17 protein-coding genes are annotated in these 16,340 nt (G+C 45.4%); 14 read left to right on the top strand and 3 right to left on the bottom strand.

Annotation, left to right across the window (positions count from 1 at the left end; genetic code table 11):
- Positions 1-12 precede the first annotated feature (12 nt).
- From H7R39_RS07510 to H7R39_RS07525, 4 genes are all read left to right on the top strand, one after another.
- Positions 13-831 carry a cell surface protein gene (locus tag H7R39_RS07510; RefSeq protein ID WP_185898667.1) on the top strand — a complete coding sequence of 273 codons (819 nt, stop codon included), beginning with the start codon at positions 13-15 and terminating at the stop codon, positions 829-831.
- 9 nt (positions 832-840) lie between these two features.
- Complete coding sequence (locus H7R39_RS07515; protein ID WP_185898668.1) at positions 841-1,866, top strand: hypothetical protein; 1,026 nt, start codon at positions 841-843, stop codon at positions 1,864-1,866.
- A gap of 11 nt (positions 1,867-1,877) precedes the next feature.
- On the top strand, positions 1,878-3,725 hold the full coding sequence (locus tag H7R39_RS07520) for a response regulator (RefSeq protein WP_228724756.1): 1,848 nt from the start codon (positions 1,878-1,880) through the stop codon (positions 3,723-3,725).
- Positions 3,726-3,810: 85 nt separating this feature from the next.
- Complete coding sequence (locus H7R39_RS07525; protein WP_185898669.1) at positions 3,811-4,209, top strand: YbgC/FadM family acyl-CoA thioesterase; 399 nt, start codon at positions 3,811-3,813, stop codon at positions 4,207-4,209.
- Here the strand turns inward: H7R39_RS07525 and H7R39_RS07530 are convergent.
- The 3 genes from H7R39_RS07530 to H7R39_RS07540 are packed head-to-tail and all read right to left on the bottom strand — an operon-like array spanning position 4,197 to position 6,538.
- Positions 4,197-5,396 carry a hypothetical protein gene (locus tag H7R39_RS07530; protein ID WP_185898670.1) on the bottom strand — a complete coding sequence of 400 codons (1,200 nt, stop codon included), beginning with the start codon at positions 5,394-5,396 and terminating at the stop codon, positions 4,197-4,199. The two genes, H7R39_RS07525 and H7R39_RS07530, sit on opposite strands and share 13 nt — an antisense overlap.
- Positions 5,393-6,022, bottom strand: coding sequence for a uracil-DNA glycosylase (locus H7R39_RS07535; protein ID WP_185898671.1), 630 nt, complete (start codon positions 6,020-6,022; stop codon positions 5,393-5,395). The genes H7R39_RS07530 and H7R39_RS07535 overlap by 4 nt, the downstream gene beginning before the upstream one ends.
- 39 nt (positions 6,023-6,061) lie before the next feature.
- Entirely contained in the window at positions 6,062-6,538 is a 477-nt protein-coding gene (locus H7R39_RS07540; protein WP_185898672.1) for a GNAT family N-acetyltransferase, read from the bottom strand.
- A 135-nt stretch (positions 6,539-6,673) separates the two neighbouring features.
- Here H7R39_RS07540 and rpmH point away from each other — a divergent pair, with 135 nt between their 5' ends.
- The 10 genes from rpmH (at position 6,674) to purL (ending at position 16,337) form a co-directional block, all read left to right on the top strand.
- Positions 6,674-6,808 (top strand): 50S ribosomal protein L34, encoded by a 135-nt coding sequence (gene rpmH / locus H7R39_RS07545; protein WP_002946826.1) that lies wholly within the window; start codon positions 6,674-6,676, stop codon positions 6,806-6,808.
- Positions 6,796-7,140, top strand: a complete 345-nt coding sequence (rnpA, locus tag H7R39_RS11300) for a ribonuclease P protein component (protein ID WP_314997704.1) — start codon at positions 6,796-6,798, stop codon at positions 7,138-7,140. Before rpmH ends, rnpA begins: the two co-directional genes overlap by 13 nt.
- A 2-nt stretch (positions 7,141-7,142) precedes the next feature.
- On the top strand, positions 7,143-7,484 hold the full coding sequence (gene yidD / locus H7R39_RS07555) for a membrane protein insertion efficiency factor YidD (RefSeq protein WP_228724757.1): 342 nt from the start codon (positions 7,143-7,145) through the stop codon (positions 7,482-7,484).
- Positions 7,485-7,495: 11 nt separating this feature from the next.
- Entirely contained in the window at positions 7,496-9,043 is a 1,548-nt protein-coding gene (gene yidC / locus H7R39_RS07560; protein WP_221892119.1) for a membrane protein insertase YidC, read from the top strand.
- Positions 9,043-10,185, top strand: a complete 1,143-nt coding sequence (locus H7R39_RS07565; protein WP_185898675.1) for a Jag N-terminal domain-containing protein — start codon at positions 9,043-9,045, stop codon at positions 10,183-10,185. The genes yidC and H7R39_RS07565 overlap by 1 nt, the downstream gene beginning before the upstream one ends.
- Entirely contained in the window at positions 10,182-11,501 is a 1,320-nt protein-coding gene (gene mnmE / locus H7R39_RS07570) for a tRNA uridine-5-carboxymethylaminomethyl(34) synthesis GTPase MnmE (RefSeq protein ID WP_185898676.1), read from the top strand. The genes H7R39_RS07565 and mnmE overlap by 4 nt, the downstream gene beginning before the upstream one ends.
- Before the next feature lie 30 nt (positions 11,502-11,531).
- A complete protein-coding gene (locus H7R39_RS07575; RefSeq protein ID WP_185898677.1) occupies positions 11,532-12,269 on the top strand; it encodes a hypothetical protein in 738 nt (245 codons plus the stop codon).
- A 32-nt stretch (positions 12,270-12,301) separates the two neighbouring features.
- On the top strand, positions 12,302-13,039 hold the full coding sequence (locus tag H7R39_RS07580; protein ID WP_185898678.1) for a hypothetical protein: 738 nt from the start codon (positions 12,302-12,304) through the stop codon (positions 13,037-13,039).
- Between the two features lie 11 nt (positions 13,040-13,050).
- Entirely contained in the window at positions 13,051-13,803 is a 753-nt protein-coding gene (locus tag H7R39_RS07585; RefSeq protein WP_185898679.1) for a hypothetical protein, read from the top strand.
- 344 nt (positions 13,804-14,147) lie between these two features.
- Positions 14,148-16,337, top strand: a complete 2,190-nt coding sequence (purL, locus tag H7R39_RS07590) for a phosphoribosylformylglycinamidine synthase subunit PurL (RefSeq protein ID WP_185898680.1) — start codon at positions 14,148-14,150, stop codon at positions 16,335-16,337.
- The last annotated feature ends 3 nt before the right edge of the window (positions 16,338-16,340 follow it).

Raw genomic sequence — 16,340 nt, forward strand, 5'->3', positions numbered from 1 at the left:
TAAAGGATTAAAATGATAAATGGCTCAAATTTAAATATTTCTACGGCAAATTTCAAGTCAAATTTAACTCCTGCAGATAAAACCGCTAAGACGAATTTGGCGAACGAGCAAACGCAGGCTTCAAAAAATAAAGAAGATGTAAAAAGACAAATTCAGATATATCAAAGCAGACCTATCAAGGAACTTGCGGACGAAGTTATCAAGGTAGACGAGAGCGAGGAAGGCTGGATAACTAAAGTCATAAACCAAATCGATGATATATTGTCTAAGAAATATACGCCCGAGCAGATAAAAACCCTGCGAGCCAAAGAGCCCGAAACCATGGAAGAAGCTGTAGAAGGCATGCTGGCGAGGTATTCTAGGTTATTACAATCCGATTCGATAGACGGCAAACCGACTATTTGGGGCAAGCTTTTGGGGCTCGGAACAAAAGAGGAGCAAGAGGAACTAAAAGCATTTAAAAACTCTTTGCCCGAAGACGCTGTGATGGGCAGCGTCGGAGCTGCTTTGCTACAAAGAACCGATATTAGTATAGAGGAATTTAAAAAACTATATGCGGAAGATATCGAGAAAACTACGAAAGCCCACAAAGAAGCCGTAGCAAAAATCAATCAAGAGATGAGAGAATACAACGAAAATTTAGCTAAGCAAAGAGCCGAAGCCAAATTTAAACCCATACAAGCCACAAGTAAAAGCAAAACATACGTAGATAAAGACATCAGACGAGAATTCTTTGAAAATTTCTTAAAAGCCGAACGCAAAAAGGGGACGGATATAACTGAAATTTTAAATCAACTAGCAAAACTAGGCAAATTTGACGTAAAAGCATAAAGGATTAATATGATAAGCGGCGTAAACGGATTTAACGCAAACGTAAATTATGATTTTAGTAGCGCTCATGAGCGAAATTTAAAAGCACGCGAGGAAAAAGAGGCTATAAATTTAACCTCAAATCAGGCTTCGAATGTGGCGGTCGCACAGCCAAATTCGACAAATCAAGCGAACCCAAAAAATAGCGAAAACGTATCAAGCCTAAAAGCTGTCGACATAGGCTTTAACATCAAAGAGATGCAAGCGGCCATCAGGGAGATAAAAAAGCTCCCGCCCGGTGCACCGGCTAATATACGAGGCGTTTTTTCTCTGAGCGGATATACTCTGGACGAAAAGATAAGCGTATGGGGTAAGATAAGCGGGTTAGACGGCTCTTTTAGTAGGAGCGAAGCGGAAAATCTGAAGAAATTTATAAATAGTAGCGGGGCATTTGGTTTCGATAAGCTTACTCGGGATTTGGCGGAATACGATACGACCGACGTCGATGAATTTACGAAAAAATACATAAACCGCGAATACCCATTTTTGGGCATAGAATATAATGCAGGGAATAAGGGGATGGAAATCCTCGACTCCGATATGAGCGTGGACGAGTTTAAGGATAGGTGGGCTGAATATACCGTGCTGAAGCGTTTGGGCGAGAGCGGCGCGGAAAGAATATCCGTAGATGGCGAAAATATCACGATAGTCATTAATAAAAACAAGGCTCCCGTGGAGTTTAGGGAGCTTGAGAGTATCGAGTATAAGGACGAGCAGAGCAAAAAGGCGTTTATAAAATTCGTGCGGGATGCGATAGAAAAAGGTCTGGATATACAAAATCTACTTGAGGGCAGGGCTGAATTTAAGGAAAATACAAGCGAGGCGACGGCGTTTAAACCCATCCAAGCCACCAGTAAAAGCAAAACATACGTAGATAAAGACATCAGACGAGAATTCTTTGAAAATTTCCTGAAAGCCGAACGAGAAAAGGGGACGGATATAACTGAAATTTTAAGTCAACTAGCAAAACTAGGCAAATTTGACGTAAAAGTATAAAAGGATTTTAAATGGATATTCTGCTAAGAAACGGCTATGACGTAAATTTATCATTATTAAGACAAGGCCAAATGCAAGCTTCCGCATCTAGACTCGCCGGACAAGAGCTAGTCAAGGTGGGCAATGAGGCAATAAGCAAGGACGAATATATCAGTAGGCAATACGATCTTTTAGAAAAAGCCAACGATATACTAATGCAAAATTCGCAAGCCTATCTATATAAAGGCGGATCTGATAGTGTAAATGGATATTCTACCGGGTTTTTAGGATCAAGCGCTTATAGGGCAAGTCTGCCTATGTGGTCCAATATGGACAACTCGGATAGAGTTACTCAAGACGGATATAATAGATTTCAAGGATCGTATGAGAATAGCGGATATTGTTTTTCTATCGGTTTGCCAGATTCCGGGGCGCCCGTAATAGAAGAATTTGCCGGCGGCGGATATTTTAAAGGCAGCAAATCAAATACCATCCTAAGTCAAGACAGAAACAATCTAAACGACTATGCAAGCGAAAATATACTAAAAACTAAATACGGCGACGTAGAGGTATTTTTAGATCTATACGGCGATAACGACAAGCTAGGTATCGGCAAATTTAGCTCAAATGCAATACTCTTTAACTTTGACAGTAACGGCGACGGAATTTTAAATAGCTCCGATAAGCTATTCTCAAAGCTCAAGGTTAGAGGATACGATAAGGACGGCAACGAAAAGATAGCAAATTTAAGCGACGTAACCAGCGGTATAGATCTGGCGCAGTTTATTAAAAAAGATATAGATATAAACCATAGGCGGAAGCAAATAGAGGATCTAAATGCCAAACTGAAAGAAAAAGGCAAGACTCAAATCGACATCTCAAAGATCGATAATCGCATTTTTTACTACAAGGAAAACCCCTACACCGTATTTGCACCGGAAAGCAGATACAAAAAGGCGGAAACCGATAGTATTAAGAACTTCTTTGATGCATATGCGGACAAGGACGGCTGGGTAGACCTAAGAAACAATAACGTATTTAATAAAAATAGCCTATTTAACAATTTTGCTTACGCTAAGGCTGGATTTGACGGAAAGCTAAAGCTTAATGAATTTAATCCGATCATATCAAGCAAAAAGACGAGCGACGACTTCTCGTATGAAAACTATCAAAAAGATAGTTTTATGAAATTTTATAGAGATTATGAAAAAGAATCCACCGCCCACGCAAAAGACGTAGAGTGGCTATCAAAAAATCTAAAAGAGTATAACGTAGAAAATGCAGACGAATATATAAGTAGGCTAAACGGTAGCAAGTCGTCATACATGATCGCCATGGAAAATGAATTCCAAAAGGCTACAAGGCTAGAATTTAGCCCAGAAAACTTAGAGAAAGTAAAAAGAGCCTTTGAGGATAATCCGAGTAAAGCGGCCTTAATGATGAACGACAGCGATAGCGTAATAGCTATGAAGCTAAACGATAACGGGTCTATAACCTTAAAATTTGATAGCGGTAGAGAAATAGAAGTAACGCAGCTGTATTCTGATACGGGTAAGCTTTTAGGAGATAAAACCAGAAGGGCAAGCCTAAATTTAGAAACTAAAGCCATGAGCGACATCGAGCTTGGCTCTATAAGCTTTAATAATATAGGCATCCTAGATACCAACGGCAAATATAAGACGCTCCAGGAAATAGGAGCTAGCGCTATAAAATCCTTTTCTACTAAGCATGGAAAACAGTTTTTGATATACCTAGGAGATAATAAAACCCTAACGGCAAAAGATCTATACAATATTTCGTTTTTAAATAACGAGCTTGGCGGTGGTATAGAAGTAAGCAAGAGGTGTAAATTTTACAGAAAGCTTGACATAAGAGCGTGATGAAATTTTAACGGCGACGCTTTTATAATCAATCTTTTAAAAAAAACGGGTAAAATGCGTGAGACTTTAAGCATAAAGGCAAGCGATGAAAATACGAATCTACTACGAAGATACCGATGCGGGCGGCATAGTCTATCACGCAAACTATATAAAATACTGCGAAAGGGCGCGCAGCGAGATGTTTTTCGGCTCGGAGGTTAAGCCTTTTAGCAAGGACGGACATTTTGTCGTGAGCGAGATTCGGGCGAAATTTAAAAAACCTGCCGTCCTGGGCGATCTACTCGAGGTAAAAACTAGCGTGGCAAGCCTGAAAAAAGCCTCCGCGCTCATAAATCAGAAAATTTATAAAATCGTAAATTTAAGCGGCAAATGCGAGCCCGAGCTCGTCTTTGAAGCGGACGTCGAGGTTGCGTTTGTCAGCAACCTAAGACCTGCTAAGATGAGCGAGGAAATAGTGGATTTTCTCTCCTCTTATTGCTCGTAAAAGCCGTATTCGCCGGCTTTTAAAACCTTCGTATCATAGATGATCTGCGAGTCCTCGACGCTCTCGCTAAAAAGCCTCTGCGCGCCGCGGTTTAGGTAGGTCGCGTAGATGTAGTCAAGCCCGGCGCTAGCGGAGTAGCCTACCCAGTTAAAGTTTAAATTTTGCCCCAAAATTTCGTTGTTTGAGTCCAGCGCGCCGTCAGTTTTGGAGATCGAGTTTGCTATGTAGAGCTTTTCTCTATCTTGCGGTTGCATGAGTTTAAAGATGCTCGGCGCGTAGTTTATCTGAGTGCTTAAAAGGGCGTTAAATTTGACGTCGTAAAGGCGCATCTGAGAGCTCACCATCGAAGCTTTCACGAGCGGAACGTTTAGGAAAACGGTCGCGCCGCTTAGTCTCGAGTTGCCGGATAGCATTGACTTTAGATCCGTGACGCCGTTTGCGATCTCGTTTTCGTAGGCTAGCCCGCCGCTAAGCTCGTCGGCGTAGCGATTTAGCGCCGCTCCTAGCGCGCTACCGTCAGAAAACGCGGCAACTTGGCCGTTTGAGAAATTTAGTAGCTTCTCGACTTGCCCTTTGTAGTCTATGCCGCCAAATATCAAATTATCTTGCGGCGAATCGACGCTAGAGATGTGCAGAGTCGGCACGAAAGCCGTCATGGCGGGGTCTAAAACCTCGTTTAGATATTTTGCGCCCACAGGCGTAAACGGCGCGATGATATAGGAGATATTTTCGTTTCTAGCGCGAGCTAGGGCGCCGTCGATAGCGCTCGGGGCTTCGTTGCCGATGTTGTAAAATTTAACGTCGATAGCGGCGTTTTGCCTGACGACGTAGGCGATAACCGCGTTTGAGACGACGCCGGCGTAGCTTTTTATGCTATCTTGAGGGATGATGACGGCGATCTTAAACTCGGCGCTGGAGCTTGGCGTTAGGCTTTCGGTGCCGGCGTTTACGTACGAGCCGTTTAGAGCGTTAAAGGCTTGTAAAATTTCTTGATTCGAGCTGCCCTCGTATCGAGCCAAAAAGCTGTGCAAAAGACCGTCTCTAACGAGATCAAGCAAGCAGGCGTCGTTGCATTTCGTCAGTTCTAAATTTATATAAATTTCGCTTGCCGGCGGGATATCGGAGGGTTTGTCGCTCCTGGCAAACAGCGCCGAGCAGATCAGTAAAGCGGTTAAAATTTTTCTCATAGGAACTCTTTTATCTTTTTTAAATCGCTGAAAAACAGCTCTTTTTTGCTTGGATTTTTTGCTACGTCGCTTGACGAATAAGTCGCCAGCAAGGCCGAGTGCTTAAATTTCATTATGTTTCCCCTTATTACCTCAAAGCTTTGCGCACTTTGTTTTATCATTTTGTAAAAGACCTCTTCGCCTAGCGCTACGATGAGTTTTGGCGCAACTAGACGAGCTTCTGCGCTAAAATACGGCTCGCAAAGCTCGTATGCGCTTGCCGGAGCTTTGGCGGCGGGTTTGCATTTTAGTAGGCTCGTGACGTAAATTTCGTTTTTTTCAAGACCTGCTAAATCCATTAAATTTCGCAAAAAATTATCGTCGCCTGCTAAAAACTCTCCGCTCGCGTCCTCGGAGGCGTTTGGCGCGTCAAATACGAAAATAACCTTAGCACTTTTATCTCCAAGGCCCGTTAGCGCGTGGTTTGCGCTCTTGCAAAGCTCGCATAGATTGCACTCTTTGATACTTGCGTTTAGTTCGGCAAGGCTACTTGGCAAGGCCGCGGACGAAGGCAAAAAATCGGCAAATTTATACCCGAACGCCCTTAGATAGTAAAGCTCTCTTAAAATTTCGTTTGCGTAACTCATCGCGCGATGATATCCAAAAGGGCGTTAAAAACAGATAAATCAAAGCGCTAGTTTACTTAAATTTTCGCCGTCCAGGCGGTAGTTTCGCCACTGCTCGGACTGGTTTTTCGCGCCCATTTTTTCGTAAAATTTGATGCCCGGCTCGTTCCAGTGCAGGCACGCCCACTCGAGACGTTGCAGATTTTCATCCTTGCAAATTTGAGCTAGATGCCTAAAAAACTCTTTTCCTATACCTTTGTTGCGATACTCTTTTTGGACGTACAAATCCTCCAAATACATCCCGCCAAGTCCCAAAAAAGTGGAAAACGTGTAAAAATATATCGCGTAAGCTATGATTTTACCCTCTGTTTCGCAGACTAAAATCCGGGCGTAGTTTTTCTCAAAAACAGACTCGGCAAAAACTTCGGGCGTAAATTTGACATCATCGCTCATTTTTTCGTACGCGGCCAGCTCTTTAACTAGCTCGCAAACGGCCGGGATGTCGGCCCTGGATGCTTTTCTAATAACGTAAGACAAAATTTCTCCTAAATTTTAATGAGCGATTATATTTTTATTATTTTAAAACGAAGTTTAAAAATTTATTAAAAGGATTTTAAGCGATTTGTTGATAAAATCACCGACTTATATCAAAATCACCATAAGGAAAAATTTATGAAAAGAACATACCAACCTCATAAAACCCCTAGAAAACGCACTCACGGGTTTCGCGTCCGCATGAAAACTAAAAACGGCCGCAAAGTGCTAAACGCAAGACGCGCAAAAGGCAGAGCAAGATTGGCCGTTTAAGCAAATTTAGCTCTATAAGCAGCCAAAAGGAGTTTTCAAGCGTCTACAAAGAGGCCGTCAAATGGCACTGCGAGGAGGCGATAGTCTTTTTTAAGCCTTGCAATGAAAACAAATTAGCCGTCGTAGCCAGTAAAAAGGTGGGCAAAGCCGTCGTTCGCAACCGATGTAAAAGACTTTTGCGAGCGGTCGTAGTCGAGATTTCAAATGAGCTTGCGGACGGCATTTACGTGATAGTCGTTAAAAACGGGCTAGAGAAAAGCTCGTTTTTAAAGCTCAAAAAAAATATCTCTTGGGCTATGAAAAAACTCGGATGTATAAAATCAGGCATATGAAAATGATAAAACAAGCTATTTTATTTTTGATAAAAGCATATCAAGATTATATCTCCAAATTTACTCCGAAGTCTTGCAGGTACTATCCCTCATGCTCGGAATTTGCCGTTTGGCAGTTTAAATTTAACGGCTTTTTCTCGGCACTTTTTGCGGTTATTTTTAGAATTTTGCGCTGTAATCAACTCTTTAAGGGCGGCATCGACTACCCCGTCATCAGTAAAAATTTCGACTCTTTTTTTATATCCAATCAAAATTTAAAATCACATATCACATTTTGGTTCGTCCCGTATAAAAAAAATAAATTCTACGTTATTAAAAATTTAGACTTTCAAAAGGAAAAATAGTGTTAGACAATATGTCAGTTCAAAAACGCGTGATATTAGCGACCGTTTTATCTTTTATCTTTTTTATCGCTTACGATTATTTTTTTATTCCTAAAAATTTGCCGTTAGATCAAAACCAAACCGTAGCTGCGCAGCAATCAAGCCAAGCAAACGCCGCTCCGAGCGCAACCGCATCAGGAGCTAGTGCTCCGCAAGCTGCAACGACGCAAAGCCGCGAGATCGCCGTGATAAAGGGCGAACACTTTGAGGCGCGCATCGACGAGCTGGGCAGGATTTCTAAATTTTATCTAAACGACGAAAAATACAAAAACGCCGATGGCGAGCGTATCGAGCTAGCAGGCGCTCAGCCGCTACCGCTTGAGGTTCGCTTTAGCGACAAGGCTTTAAACGAGCAGGCCTTCAAGGTAGCCTACGCGAGCGACGTTAGCGAGATAAATTTAACTAGCGAGCCAAAAAGCATAGTTTTAACGCAAAATTTGGAAGGCTCTAGCGTAACTAAGAAAATTACGTTTTATCCAAACGGAAGCTATGACCTAGACCTCAGAGTGAGCGCGGGCGAATACTACGTGACTCCGGGCTTTCGTCCAAACGTAGCTATCGACAGCTATACCGTCCACGGCGCGCTACTTAAGCATAACGACGGCAAGCTAACTATCATCGAGGACGGCGACGTAGACGCGACCGAGAGCTTTAATAACGTAAATATAGCCGCGGCTAGCGACAGATACTACACGGCTTTATTTTTCAAATTTGACGGACTTTTAAATCCCGTAGTTTCAAAAGATGGCGCGGGAAATGCAGTGATATTCGTAAAAGGCGAGCAAAATTTTAAAGCTAAAGGCTACATCGGCGCTAAAGACCACGCGACTTTAAGTCAGATAAACGAGGAGCTCGTGGACGTCATCGAGTACGGCTGGTTTACCTTTATCGCAAAACCGATGTTTGCGTTTTTAAATTGGCTTTACGGTTACATCGGTAACTGGGGCTGGGCGATCGTCGTACTAACGCTGACTGTTAGGATTGCGCTTTCCTGGTTCACCTACAAGGGTATGCTATCGATGAACAAGCTTAAAGATCTAGCGCCGAAGGTAAAAGAGCTGCAAGCCAAATACAAAGGCGATCCGCAAAAGCTAAATATGCACATGATGGAGCTATATAAGAAAAACGGCGCCAACCCGATGGGCGGCTGCTTGCCGATACTTATGCAGATTCCGATTTTCTTTGCGATTTACCGCGTACTACTAAACGCGATCGAGCTAAAAGCGGCGCCGTGGATACTCTGGATACACGACCTTTCGGTGATGGATCCGTATTTCGTACTACCTATTTTGATGGGTGCGACTATGTTCCTTCAACAAAAGCTCACGCCGACCACGTTTAGCGACCCGATGCAAGAAAAGATAATGAAATTTTTACCGCTTATCTTTACGTTTTTCTTCGTGACCTTCCCTGCGGGACTTACGCTTTACTGGTTCGTAAACAACGTCTGCTCGGTCATCCAGCAAGTTTTTGTAAACAAGCTCTTTGAAAAGCATAAAAAAGCGGAGGTAAAGGCCTGATGCGAATAGAAGCCGCAAATTTACAAGAGGCCTTTCAAAAGGCCGCGCAGGAGCTAAACTGCTCCGTTACCGAGCTTGATATCAAGATTTTGCAAAATCCAAGTGCGGGTTTTTTGGGATTTTTCAAAAAAACGGCGATCATCGAAGCCGTAAAAGAGGGCGCGCATAAAGAAGCAAAAAAAGTCCCTCAAGCCGCTCGCGAAAACGGTCATAAAGAAAACGGCGGCGAAAAAAAGAAGGAATTTAAGAAAAAAGAGAACTCTGGCGAAGAGCAAAATCACCGAAGCGAAAAGAAAAAAAATCATAAAAATCGCCACGATCATCATAAAAATCATGCGGCAAAGCAAAGCGAAACCAGCGCGGTAAACGAGTCTAAAGTCGAAGAAGCGCAACCGCAAAAAGAACCTCTGGTAAAAGAAAAAGAGCTGCATAAAAAAGAACAACCCAAAAAAGAGAGCAGCAAAAGCATCCTCGATCACTCGATCATCGATACCTTTAATAAAAACGACTTTTACGAAGGTGAGGAAAAAGCGGGAAGCAGCGAAAATTTAGGCTCGCAAGCTTCCGGCGGCGAGGCAAATTTGACGCAAGCCGCGCCAAATTTAGCTAAAAAAGAAAAACAAGACTCCCGCGCCGATCGTACCCAGACGCAAAAGCAAAAGGAACAAAAACCAAAAGCCGACATCGATAAAGTATTGCCCGAGATAAAGCAGGGCGTAGAGAAGCTTTTTGGCGGAAATTTCTTTACTATAAACAAGATAGACGTGCGTAAATTTGACGACGAGACCGTAATAATCGAGCTTGACGGCGAGGATGCGGCGCTACTCATAGGCAAAGAGGGCTACCGCTACAAGGCGATTTCGTATCTGCTTTATAATTGGATCAGCTCGAAATACGGCCTTGCGGTACGCCTTGAAATCGCGCAATTTTTGCAAAATCAAGAAGCCGCGATCGATCAGTATCTAAAGGGAATAATCGAGCGCGTAGAGGAAACAGGCAAGGCTAAAACCAAGTCTTTAGACGGCGTTTTAGTTAAGATCGCTCTTGAAAAGCTGCGCGAAAAATTCCCCGACAAATACGTAAGCGTAAAGTCAAATAGCGACGGGCAGTTTGTAGTCGTGAACGACTTTATCAAAAAATGAACGAGACCATAGCCGCCGTCGCCACCGCGCACGGCGTAGGCTCGATCTCCATCATCAGGCTAAGCGGCGCGGACGCCCTTAGTCTAGCTCTAAAACTCACCAAAATCACCTCTCTTGTTCCGCGTTATGCTACTCTAACTAAAATTTACGCCGAAGGCGAGCTTATCGACGAAGCGCTACTTATTTACTTCAAGGCTCCTCACAGCTTCACGGGCGAGGATGTGGTGGAGTTTCAGCTCCACGGCGGATTAGCGGTGGCAAATTTGATCCTAGGCGAGCTCATCAAAAACGGCGCCAGACTCGCGCGCGCAGGAGAGTTTAGCAAACGAGCGCTCATAAACGGTAAGATGGATTTTAGCAAGATCGAGGCGATAAACTCGCTCATAAACGCAAAAAGCGAGGATAGCGTTAAAATCATCGCGCGCACAATGAGGGGCGACCTGGCTAAATTTGCGGACGAAATCCGCTCCGAGCTCGTAAAAACTCTGGCATTCGTGGAGACTAGCATCGACTATGCCGATGACGATCTGCCTGCCGATCTGCTGGAGAGTATCAGCCAAATGCTAAAACAAAACAGCGCTAAACTAGATAAAATCGTCGCCATAAGCCAGAGCAGAAAAGGGTTGCTCGAGGGCTTTAAAATCGCGATAGTCGGCAAGCCAAACGTCGGCAAAAGCTCGATCTTAAACTCGCTTTTGTCCTATGAGCGCGCGATCATCAGCGACGAGGCCGGCACGACTAGAGACAGCATCGAGGAAGCCCTAAAAATCGGCACTCATCTAGTACGCATCATAGACACTGCAGGCATCCGCAAAAACGCGGGCAAGATCGAGCAGATCGGTATTTCGTATTCGCTGCGGGCTATCGAGGAGGCTGACGTCATCCTGGCCGTTTTTGATGCGTCGCAGGAGGCTGATGAGCAGGATAGCGAGATCCTGGAGCTTTTAAAAAACTCGCAAAAAAAGATTTTTTACGTTCTAAATAAATGCGACCTCGGCGTTAAATTTACAAGTCCCGAAAATCCGATAAAAATTTGTGCAAAGCAAGGAACAGACGAGATAATAAGCAATCTAAAAACCTATCTCGACGCTCAGGAGACGAGCGAGATACTGCTAAATTCCACTCGTCAAATTTCAAGCTGCGAAGCGGCGAGCGAAGCTATAAAAAGGGCGTTAAATTTGCTCGCCGAGTCCGAGCTCGAGCTTTTTGCTTATGAGCTAAATACGGCGATAGAGCAAATCTCGTCGATCACGAAGCCGTTTGAGAGAAGCGAAATTTTAGACGAAATGTTTAGCAACTTTTGTCTGGGCAAATGATCAAATTTTACTCTCTAAAAAGGAAAAATAATGAAAAAAATCTTATCTACAGCCGCCCTAGCTGCGTTGCTAGGCGGCTGCATGCCTTCACAGGATCATCTAGCGAGTAGCGTAGTATCACCTGCGCCAGGCTGGATTAAATATCTAGAAAATGACGGCACTGTCGGCAATATCGCATTTTTCTCGGAAAATTTGAGCGCAACCTATGCGCAAAAAAACGGCGATATTATCGGTATGGCGCTCATAAAAAGAGACGGTCAAAACTTGAAGCTTGGCGACATGTACGCGCAAAACGGAACTTCGTTTATAGTTTTGGAGCTTAACGATAAAGAGCAATTCGGCTACCGATACATAAATATGCGCGATAAAGCCGAGCACGAAGCCCTAAAAAAGGCTAAAAAGGTCAAATTTTATCAGTTTGGCGGCGGTATGCTAGAGAGCGTGGTTTTTAGCTCGGACTCGGGCGCCGTGTGCGAGAGTTTTGCAGCGGGCAAGACCGTAAAAGCTAGTGCAGTGACTAATTATTACGATAAAGAAAGCGCGAATAATAGCGAGTTTTTCGCAACCGTGATGGATATCGGAGTGAAAAAGGGCAAAAGCGCCGAGATCAAAAATCTAGACTTTAAATTTTTCGTTAGCGACGGCAAGCTAGCCAGCACTCAGACGCGGGCTCGATCTGCGGAATTTAGGAGTAAAGTCATAGATGCCGACGCTAAAAAACAGGAGCGAATCCTATCAAACATCGTTTGCGCCGCGCCTAAAAACTGATCTTTTTTATCAAATTTAAACGCGAGCGCGAGATGAAAAAATTATTTCTAGCAGCCGTCGCAGCCTTGGCATTTAGCGGTTGCGCCGGCATCACTAGCAGCGCAAACAAAGCAGAGCAAGACGTCTCAAATATCGACGTTCCGGAGGACAACTGGACGAGATATCTGGGTACTGATGGCACCGTTAGGGAGGTCGCCTTTTTGACGGCGTTTTTCTCGCGCGATTTTCGTACTCAGCCTGAAGACGGCGAGACTACAGGCTTTGCTCTTACTAAAAAAGAGGGCAGCAGGCTACCTTTTAGGCTCGGAGCCGTCCATAAAAGCGGCGATAGAGCGTTTATGCTAAAAGATGCCGATACCGAGGCGGAGTTTGATCTAAAGGATGAAGCGAGCGCGACCGAGCTTTGGGATGCTCGGCGGATCAAATTTTATGAATTTAGCTCAAATTTGACGACGGTAGCGGTTTTTGAGGCGCCGATTTCGGTTTGCGAGGCATTTAAAAAAGGCGGCGACGTTAGCGTGAAATCCGTATCTAGCTACTATGATACGCAAAATTTAGAAAAACGGTATTTTACGGCCGTTATAACGCAGGCAAAAATTTCGTCCAAAGGCGGCGCGCTACTTTTAAAATCTCATATAGAAAATTTTACAAATCCAGACAGTCCGCGAGAAGTAGCCGAAAAAACGCCTAAATTTGAGGAAAAAATCCAAAACGAGTTGCGCGGGTATGAGCCGAGGCTTAATCAAATTTGCTCTTTGAGCGAGAAGTAAAGAGGATAAAAATGAAAAATACGATGATTTTTAAGACGGTAGCGGCGGCTGTCGCGGCGTTGGCATTTAGCGGTTGCGCGGGCATTACCGGCGACATAGGCGGCGAGAGAGCGTGGCGTACGTATATGGAAAACGACGCTAGCATACAGCAGATCGGATTTATAACCGAGACTACAGTCTACGAGATGAGCGGCGGCAAAAAAGAGGAAAAATTCGGCGACTATATGGGTAGGGCCGAGGTGAAATCGCCGGGCGAGAGCGACTCGGCGAGCCAAAATCTAGGCTGGGTTTATGCAAGCGGCGACGGAGTAAAAACTCTGATAGTGATTGATCTAGATAGCGGTAAAAATGTAGATTTGAGCGATAAAGACGAGATAAAAAAGCTACAAAACTCAAAGAAATTTAAGTTTTACGAATTTGGCGGCGGGATCCTTGAGAGCGTGGTTTATAGCGCGCAAAAATCTCCCGTTTGCAAGGCGTTTTTTAGCGGCGAACCTATAAGCGCCAGAAGCGTGACGAACTACTATGTGGGCGCGTCTGACGAGTTTTTCGCTACCGTGATCGACGCGAAGATAGTCGGAAACAAGGGCTTTGAGATAGAAAATCTGGACTTTAAATTTAACCTGCCGAGCAGCAAACTAGCCGAAGCTAAAGAGCAGGCAACCTCTGCGAAATTTAAACAAGACGTCATCGAGCAAGACCTCAAAAAGCAAGGACGCATCCTGCTAAACATACTTTGCTACCATAGCATGCCGAGCAAATAGTCGTTTGCGGCGGGTAATCGCCCGCCGAATTTACATAGCGTCGAACGCTCTTGCGTCAAATTTAGGGTGCTAATATGCTTAAATTTTTAATTTTCCACAGTTGCTTCAAAATTGGCATTTGTCTAAAATTTGAGCCACTCGCCAAGACCCGCACCGCAAAAATGCCGATTTTCAGTCAAATTTGAAGTCGAATCAATAATTACAAATAAAATATTTTTAGCTTGCCGTGTTAAATTTAGCCTCTTGTTTCACCCGTCAAATTTTGCCTCGTTTTCGCCCCTTTGGTTTATCAAGTTTTTATACGAATTTAAGTAAAATCAACCAAAATTTTTTAAAGGCTAAAAATGGACAAAGCTACCGTAAAAGCGCACAAAATCAGCGATCAAGAGTATGAGGAGATCCTAAAAATCCTAGGCAGAGAACCTAATTTGCTCGAGCTTGGGATATTTTCTGCTATGTGGAGCGAGCACTGCAGCTACAAGTCGAGTAAAAAGTACCTAAACGGCTTCCCGACCAAGGCACCGTGGGTGATCCAGGGTCCTGGCGAGAACGCGGGCGTCATCGACGTCGGAGGCGGCGTTGCGGCGGTGTTTAAGATGGAGAGCCACAACCACCCGAGCTTCATCGAGCCTTTTCAGGGCGCGGCGACGGGCGTGGGCGGGATACTGCGCGACGTATTTACGATGGGCGCGCGGGTCGTGGCAAACATGAACTCGCTACGATTCGGCGAGGTGCGCGGCGAGAGCGAAAACGCGAAAAAACAGCGCTACCTACTAAAAGGCGCGGTTGCAGGCATCGCTCACTACGGCAACTGCATGGGTATACCTACTATCGGCGGCGAGACGACGTTTGATCCTAGCTTTAACGGCAACATCCTAGTAAACGCATTTGCGCTCGGGCTTTGTAAGAGCGACGAGATATTTTACGGAAGGGCCGAAGGCATCGGCAATCCAGTGATCTACGTCGGCTCAAAGACCGGCCGCGACGGGCTCGGAGGTGCCGTGATGGCGAGCGATAGCTTTAACGACGCAAACAAATCTCTGCGTCCGACCGTGCAGGTGGGCGATCCGTTTGCCGAAAAGCTGCTGATGGAGGCGTGCTTGGAGTTATTTAAAACCGATTACGTCGTAGGCATCCAGGATATGGGCGCGGCGGGGCTAACGTCTAGTAGCTTTGAGATGGCCGGACGCAGCGGCAGCGGTATGAAGATGTATCTAGATCGCGTGCCTATGCGCGAGACTGGCATGACGCCGTATGAGCTAATGCTTAGCGAATCTCAGGAGCGTATGCTCATCTGCGCCAAAAAGGGCTGCGAGCAAAAGATACTCGAGATATTTAAAAAATGGGATCTAGACGCCGAGATCATCGGCGAGGTAACAAACAGCGGCATGATGGAGCTTTATTGGCACGGCGAGCTAGCGGGCGAGATACCGATAGCGCCGCTTAGCGAAGCCTCTCCGGTGCTTGACCGACCGACTGCGCGCCCAAAATACCTAGACGAGATCAAAAATTTGCAAATCCCGGAGAGTGCGGATAATAAAACCGCGTTTTGGAAGTTGCTTGGCGAGCCAGAGGTGCTAAACAAGTCGCTGATCTACGATCAATACGACGCAAATATCCAAACAAACACCATCAAGCAACCGGGACTCCTCGGAGCTGCGGTTATCCGCGTGAAAGAAACGGGCAGGGCGATCGCGATGGCGGCGCAGTGCGACCCGCGGGCGAATTTCGTAGATCCCAAAATCGGCGCGGCTAGAGCGGTCGCGGCGGCCGGACGAAAGGTCGCGATGAGCGGAGCGACGCCTCTAGCCATCACCGACTGCCTAAACTACGGCAATCCGCAAAATCCGGAGGTCATGTGGCAGTTCGCGCAGGGCTGCGAGGGTATCAAAGAGGCTTGCCGCGAACTAAATACGCCCGTCGTCAGCGGCAACGTGAGCCTATATAACGACACCGAGGGCGTGAGCGTCTATCCGACGCCCGCGATCGTGACGGTGGGCGTGAACGAGGACGCAAATGCGAGCCTGCCAAGCGTCTTTACGTGCGCCGGCACGGCGATATACCTGCTTGGCGAGACGAATGGCGAATTTGCCGCGTCGCTTTACGCTAAGGCGCTATTTGACGCAGTGGGCGGCGAGCTGGCCGCGGTGGACTATAAAAAAGAGCGCGCGATGTGGGATCTGGTCATCGAGGCAAACAAATCGGGCGCGCTAGAGTTTGCAAACAGCGTAGGCGTGGGTGGCGTAGCCATAACGCTAGCAAAAATGGCGTGCCTAAGCGGGCTTGGCGCGGAGTGCAAATTTGACGTTAAAAAGCCGAATTTCATCTTTGACGAGAGCTTTTCTCGCGCGATCGTCGGCGTAAAAGACGAGGCTAAATTTGAATCTCTAGCCGCTAAACACGGCGTCAAATTTGAAAAAATCGGCGCAGTGGGCGGAGATAAATTTAAACTAAATGATATCGATGAAAAGCTAAGCGACGTGAGCGAGGTCTATTTTAATAAATTTGCCGCAATCATCCGCCAGGAGGACTAAAAT

The sequence above is a fragment of the Campylobacter massiliensis genome, from assembly GCF_014253065.1.
Taxonomy (GTDB): domain Bacteria; phylum Campylobacterota; class Campylobacteria; order Campylobacterales; family Campylobacteraceae; genus Campylobacter_A; species Campylobacter_A massiliensis.

Excerpts from the sequence above, each read along its gene's own strand:
- H7R39_RS07515 (WP_185898668.1), top strand. The coding sequence starts at position 841 with ATGATAAGCGGCGTAAACGGATTTAACGCAAACGTAAATTATGATTTT.
- purL (WP_185898680.1), top strand. The coding sequence starts at position 14,148 with ATGGACAAAGCTACCGTAAAAGCGCACAAAATCAGCGATCAAGAGTAT.
- mnmE (WP_185898676.1), top strand. The coding sequence starts at position 10,182 with ATGAACGAGACCATAGCCGCCGTCGCCACCGCGCACGGCGTAGGCTCG.
- yidC (WP_221892119.1), top strand. The coding sequence starts at position 7,496 with ATGTCAGTTCAAAAACGCGTGATATTAGCGACCGTTTTATCTTTTATC.
- H7R39_RS07525 (WP_185898669.1), top strand. The coding sequence starts at position 3,811 with ATGAAAATACGAATCTACTACGAAGATACCGATGCGGGCGGCATAGTC.
- H7R39_RS07575 (WP_185898677.1), top strand. The coding sequence starts at position 11,532 with ATGAAAAAAATCTTATCTACAGCCGCCCTAGCTGCGTTGCTAGGCGGC.
- H7R39_RS07530 (WP_185898670.1), bottom strand. The coding sequence starts at position 5,396 with ATGAGAAAAATTTTAACCGCTTTACTGATCTGCTCGGCGCTGTTTGCC.
- rpmH (WP_002946826.1), top strand. The coding sequence starts at position 6,674 with ATGAAAAGAACATACCAACCTCATAAAACCCCTAGAAAACGCACTCAC.
- H7R39_RS07535 (WP_185898671.1), bottom strand. The coding sequence starts at position 6,022 with ATGAGTTACGCAAACGAAATTTTAAGAGAGCTTTACTATCTAAGGGCG.
- H7R39_RS07565 (WP_185898675.1), top strand. The coding sequence starts at position 9,043 with ATGCGAATAGAAGCCGCAAATTTACAAGAGGCCTTTCAAAAGGCCGCG.
- H7R39_RS07585 (WP_185898679.1), top strand. The coding sequence starts at position 13,051 with ATGAAAAATACGATGATTTTTAAGACGGTAGCGGCGGCTGTCGCGGCG.
- H7R39_RS07580 (WP_185898678.1), top strand. The coding sequence starts at position 12,302 with ATGAAAAAATTATTTCTAGCAGCCGTCGCAGCCTTGGCATTTAGCGGT.
- H7R39_RS07520 (WP_228724756.1), top strand. The coding sequence starts at position 1,878 with ATGGATATTCTGCTAAGAAACGGCTATGACGTAAATTTATCATTATTA.
- yidD (WP_228724757.1), top strand. The coding sequence starts at position 7,143 with ATGATAAAACAAGCTATTTTATTTTTGATAAAAGCATATCAAGATTAT.
- H7R39_RS07510 (WP_185898667.1), top strand. The coding sequence starts at position 13 with ATGATAAATGGCTCAAATTTAAATATTTCTACGGCAAATTTCAAGTCA.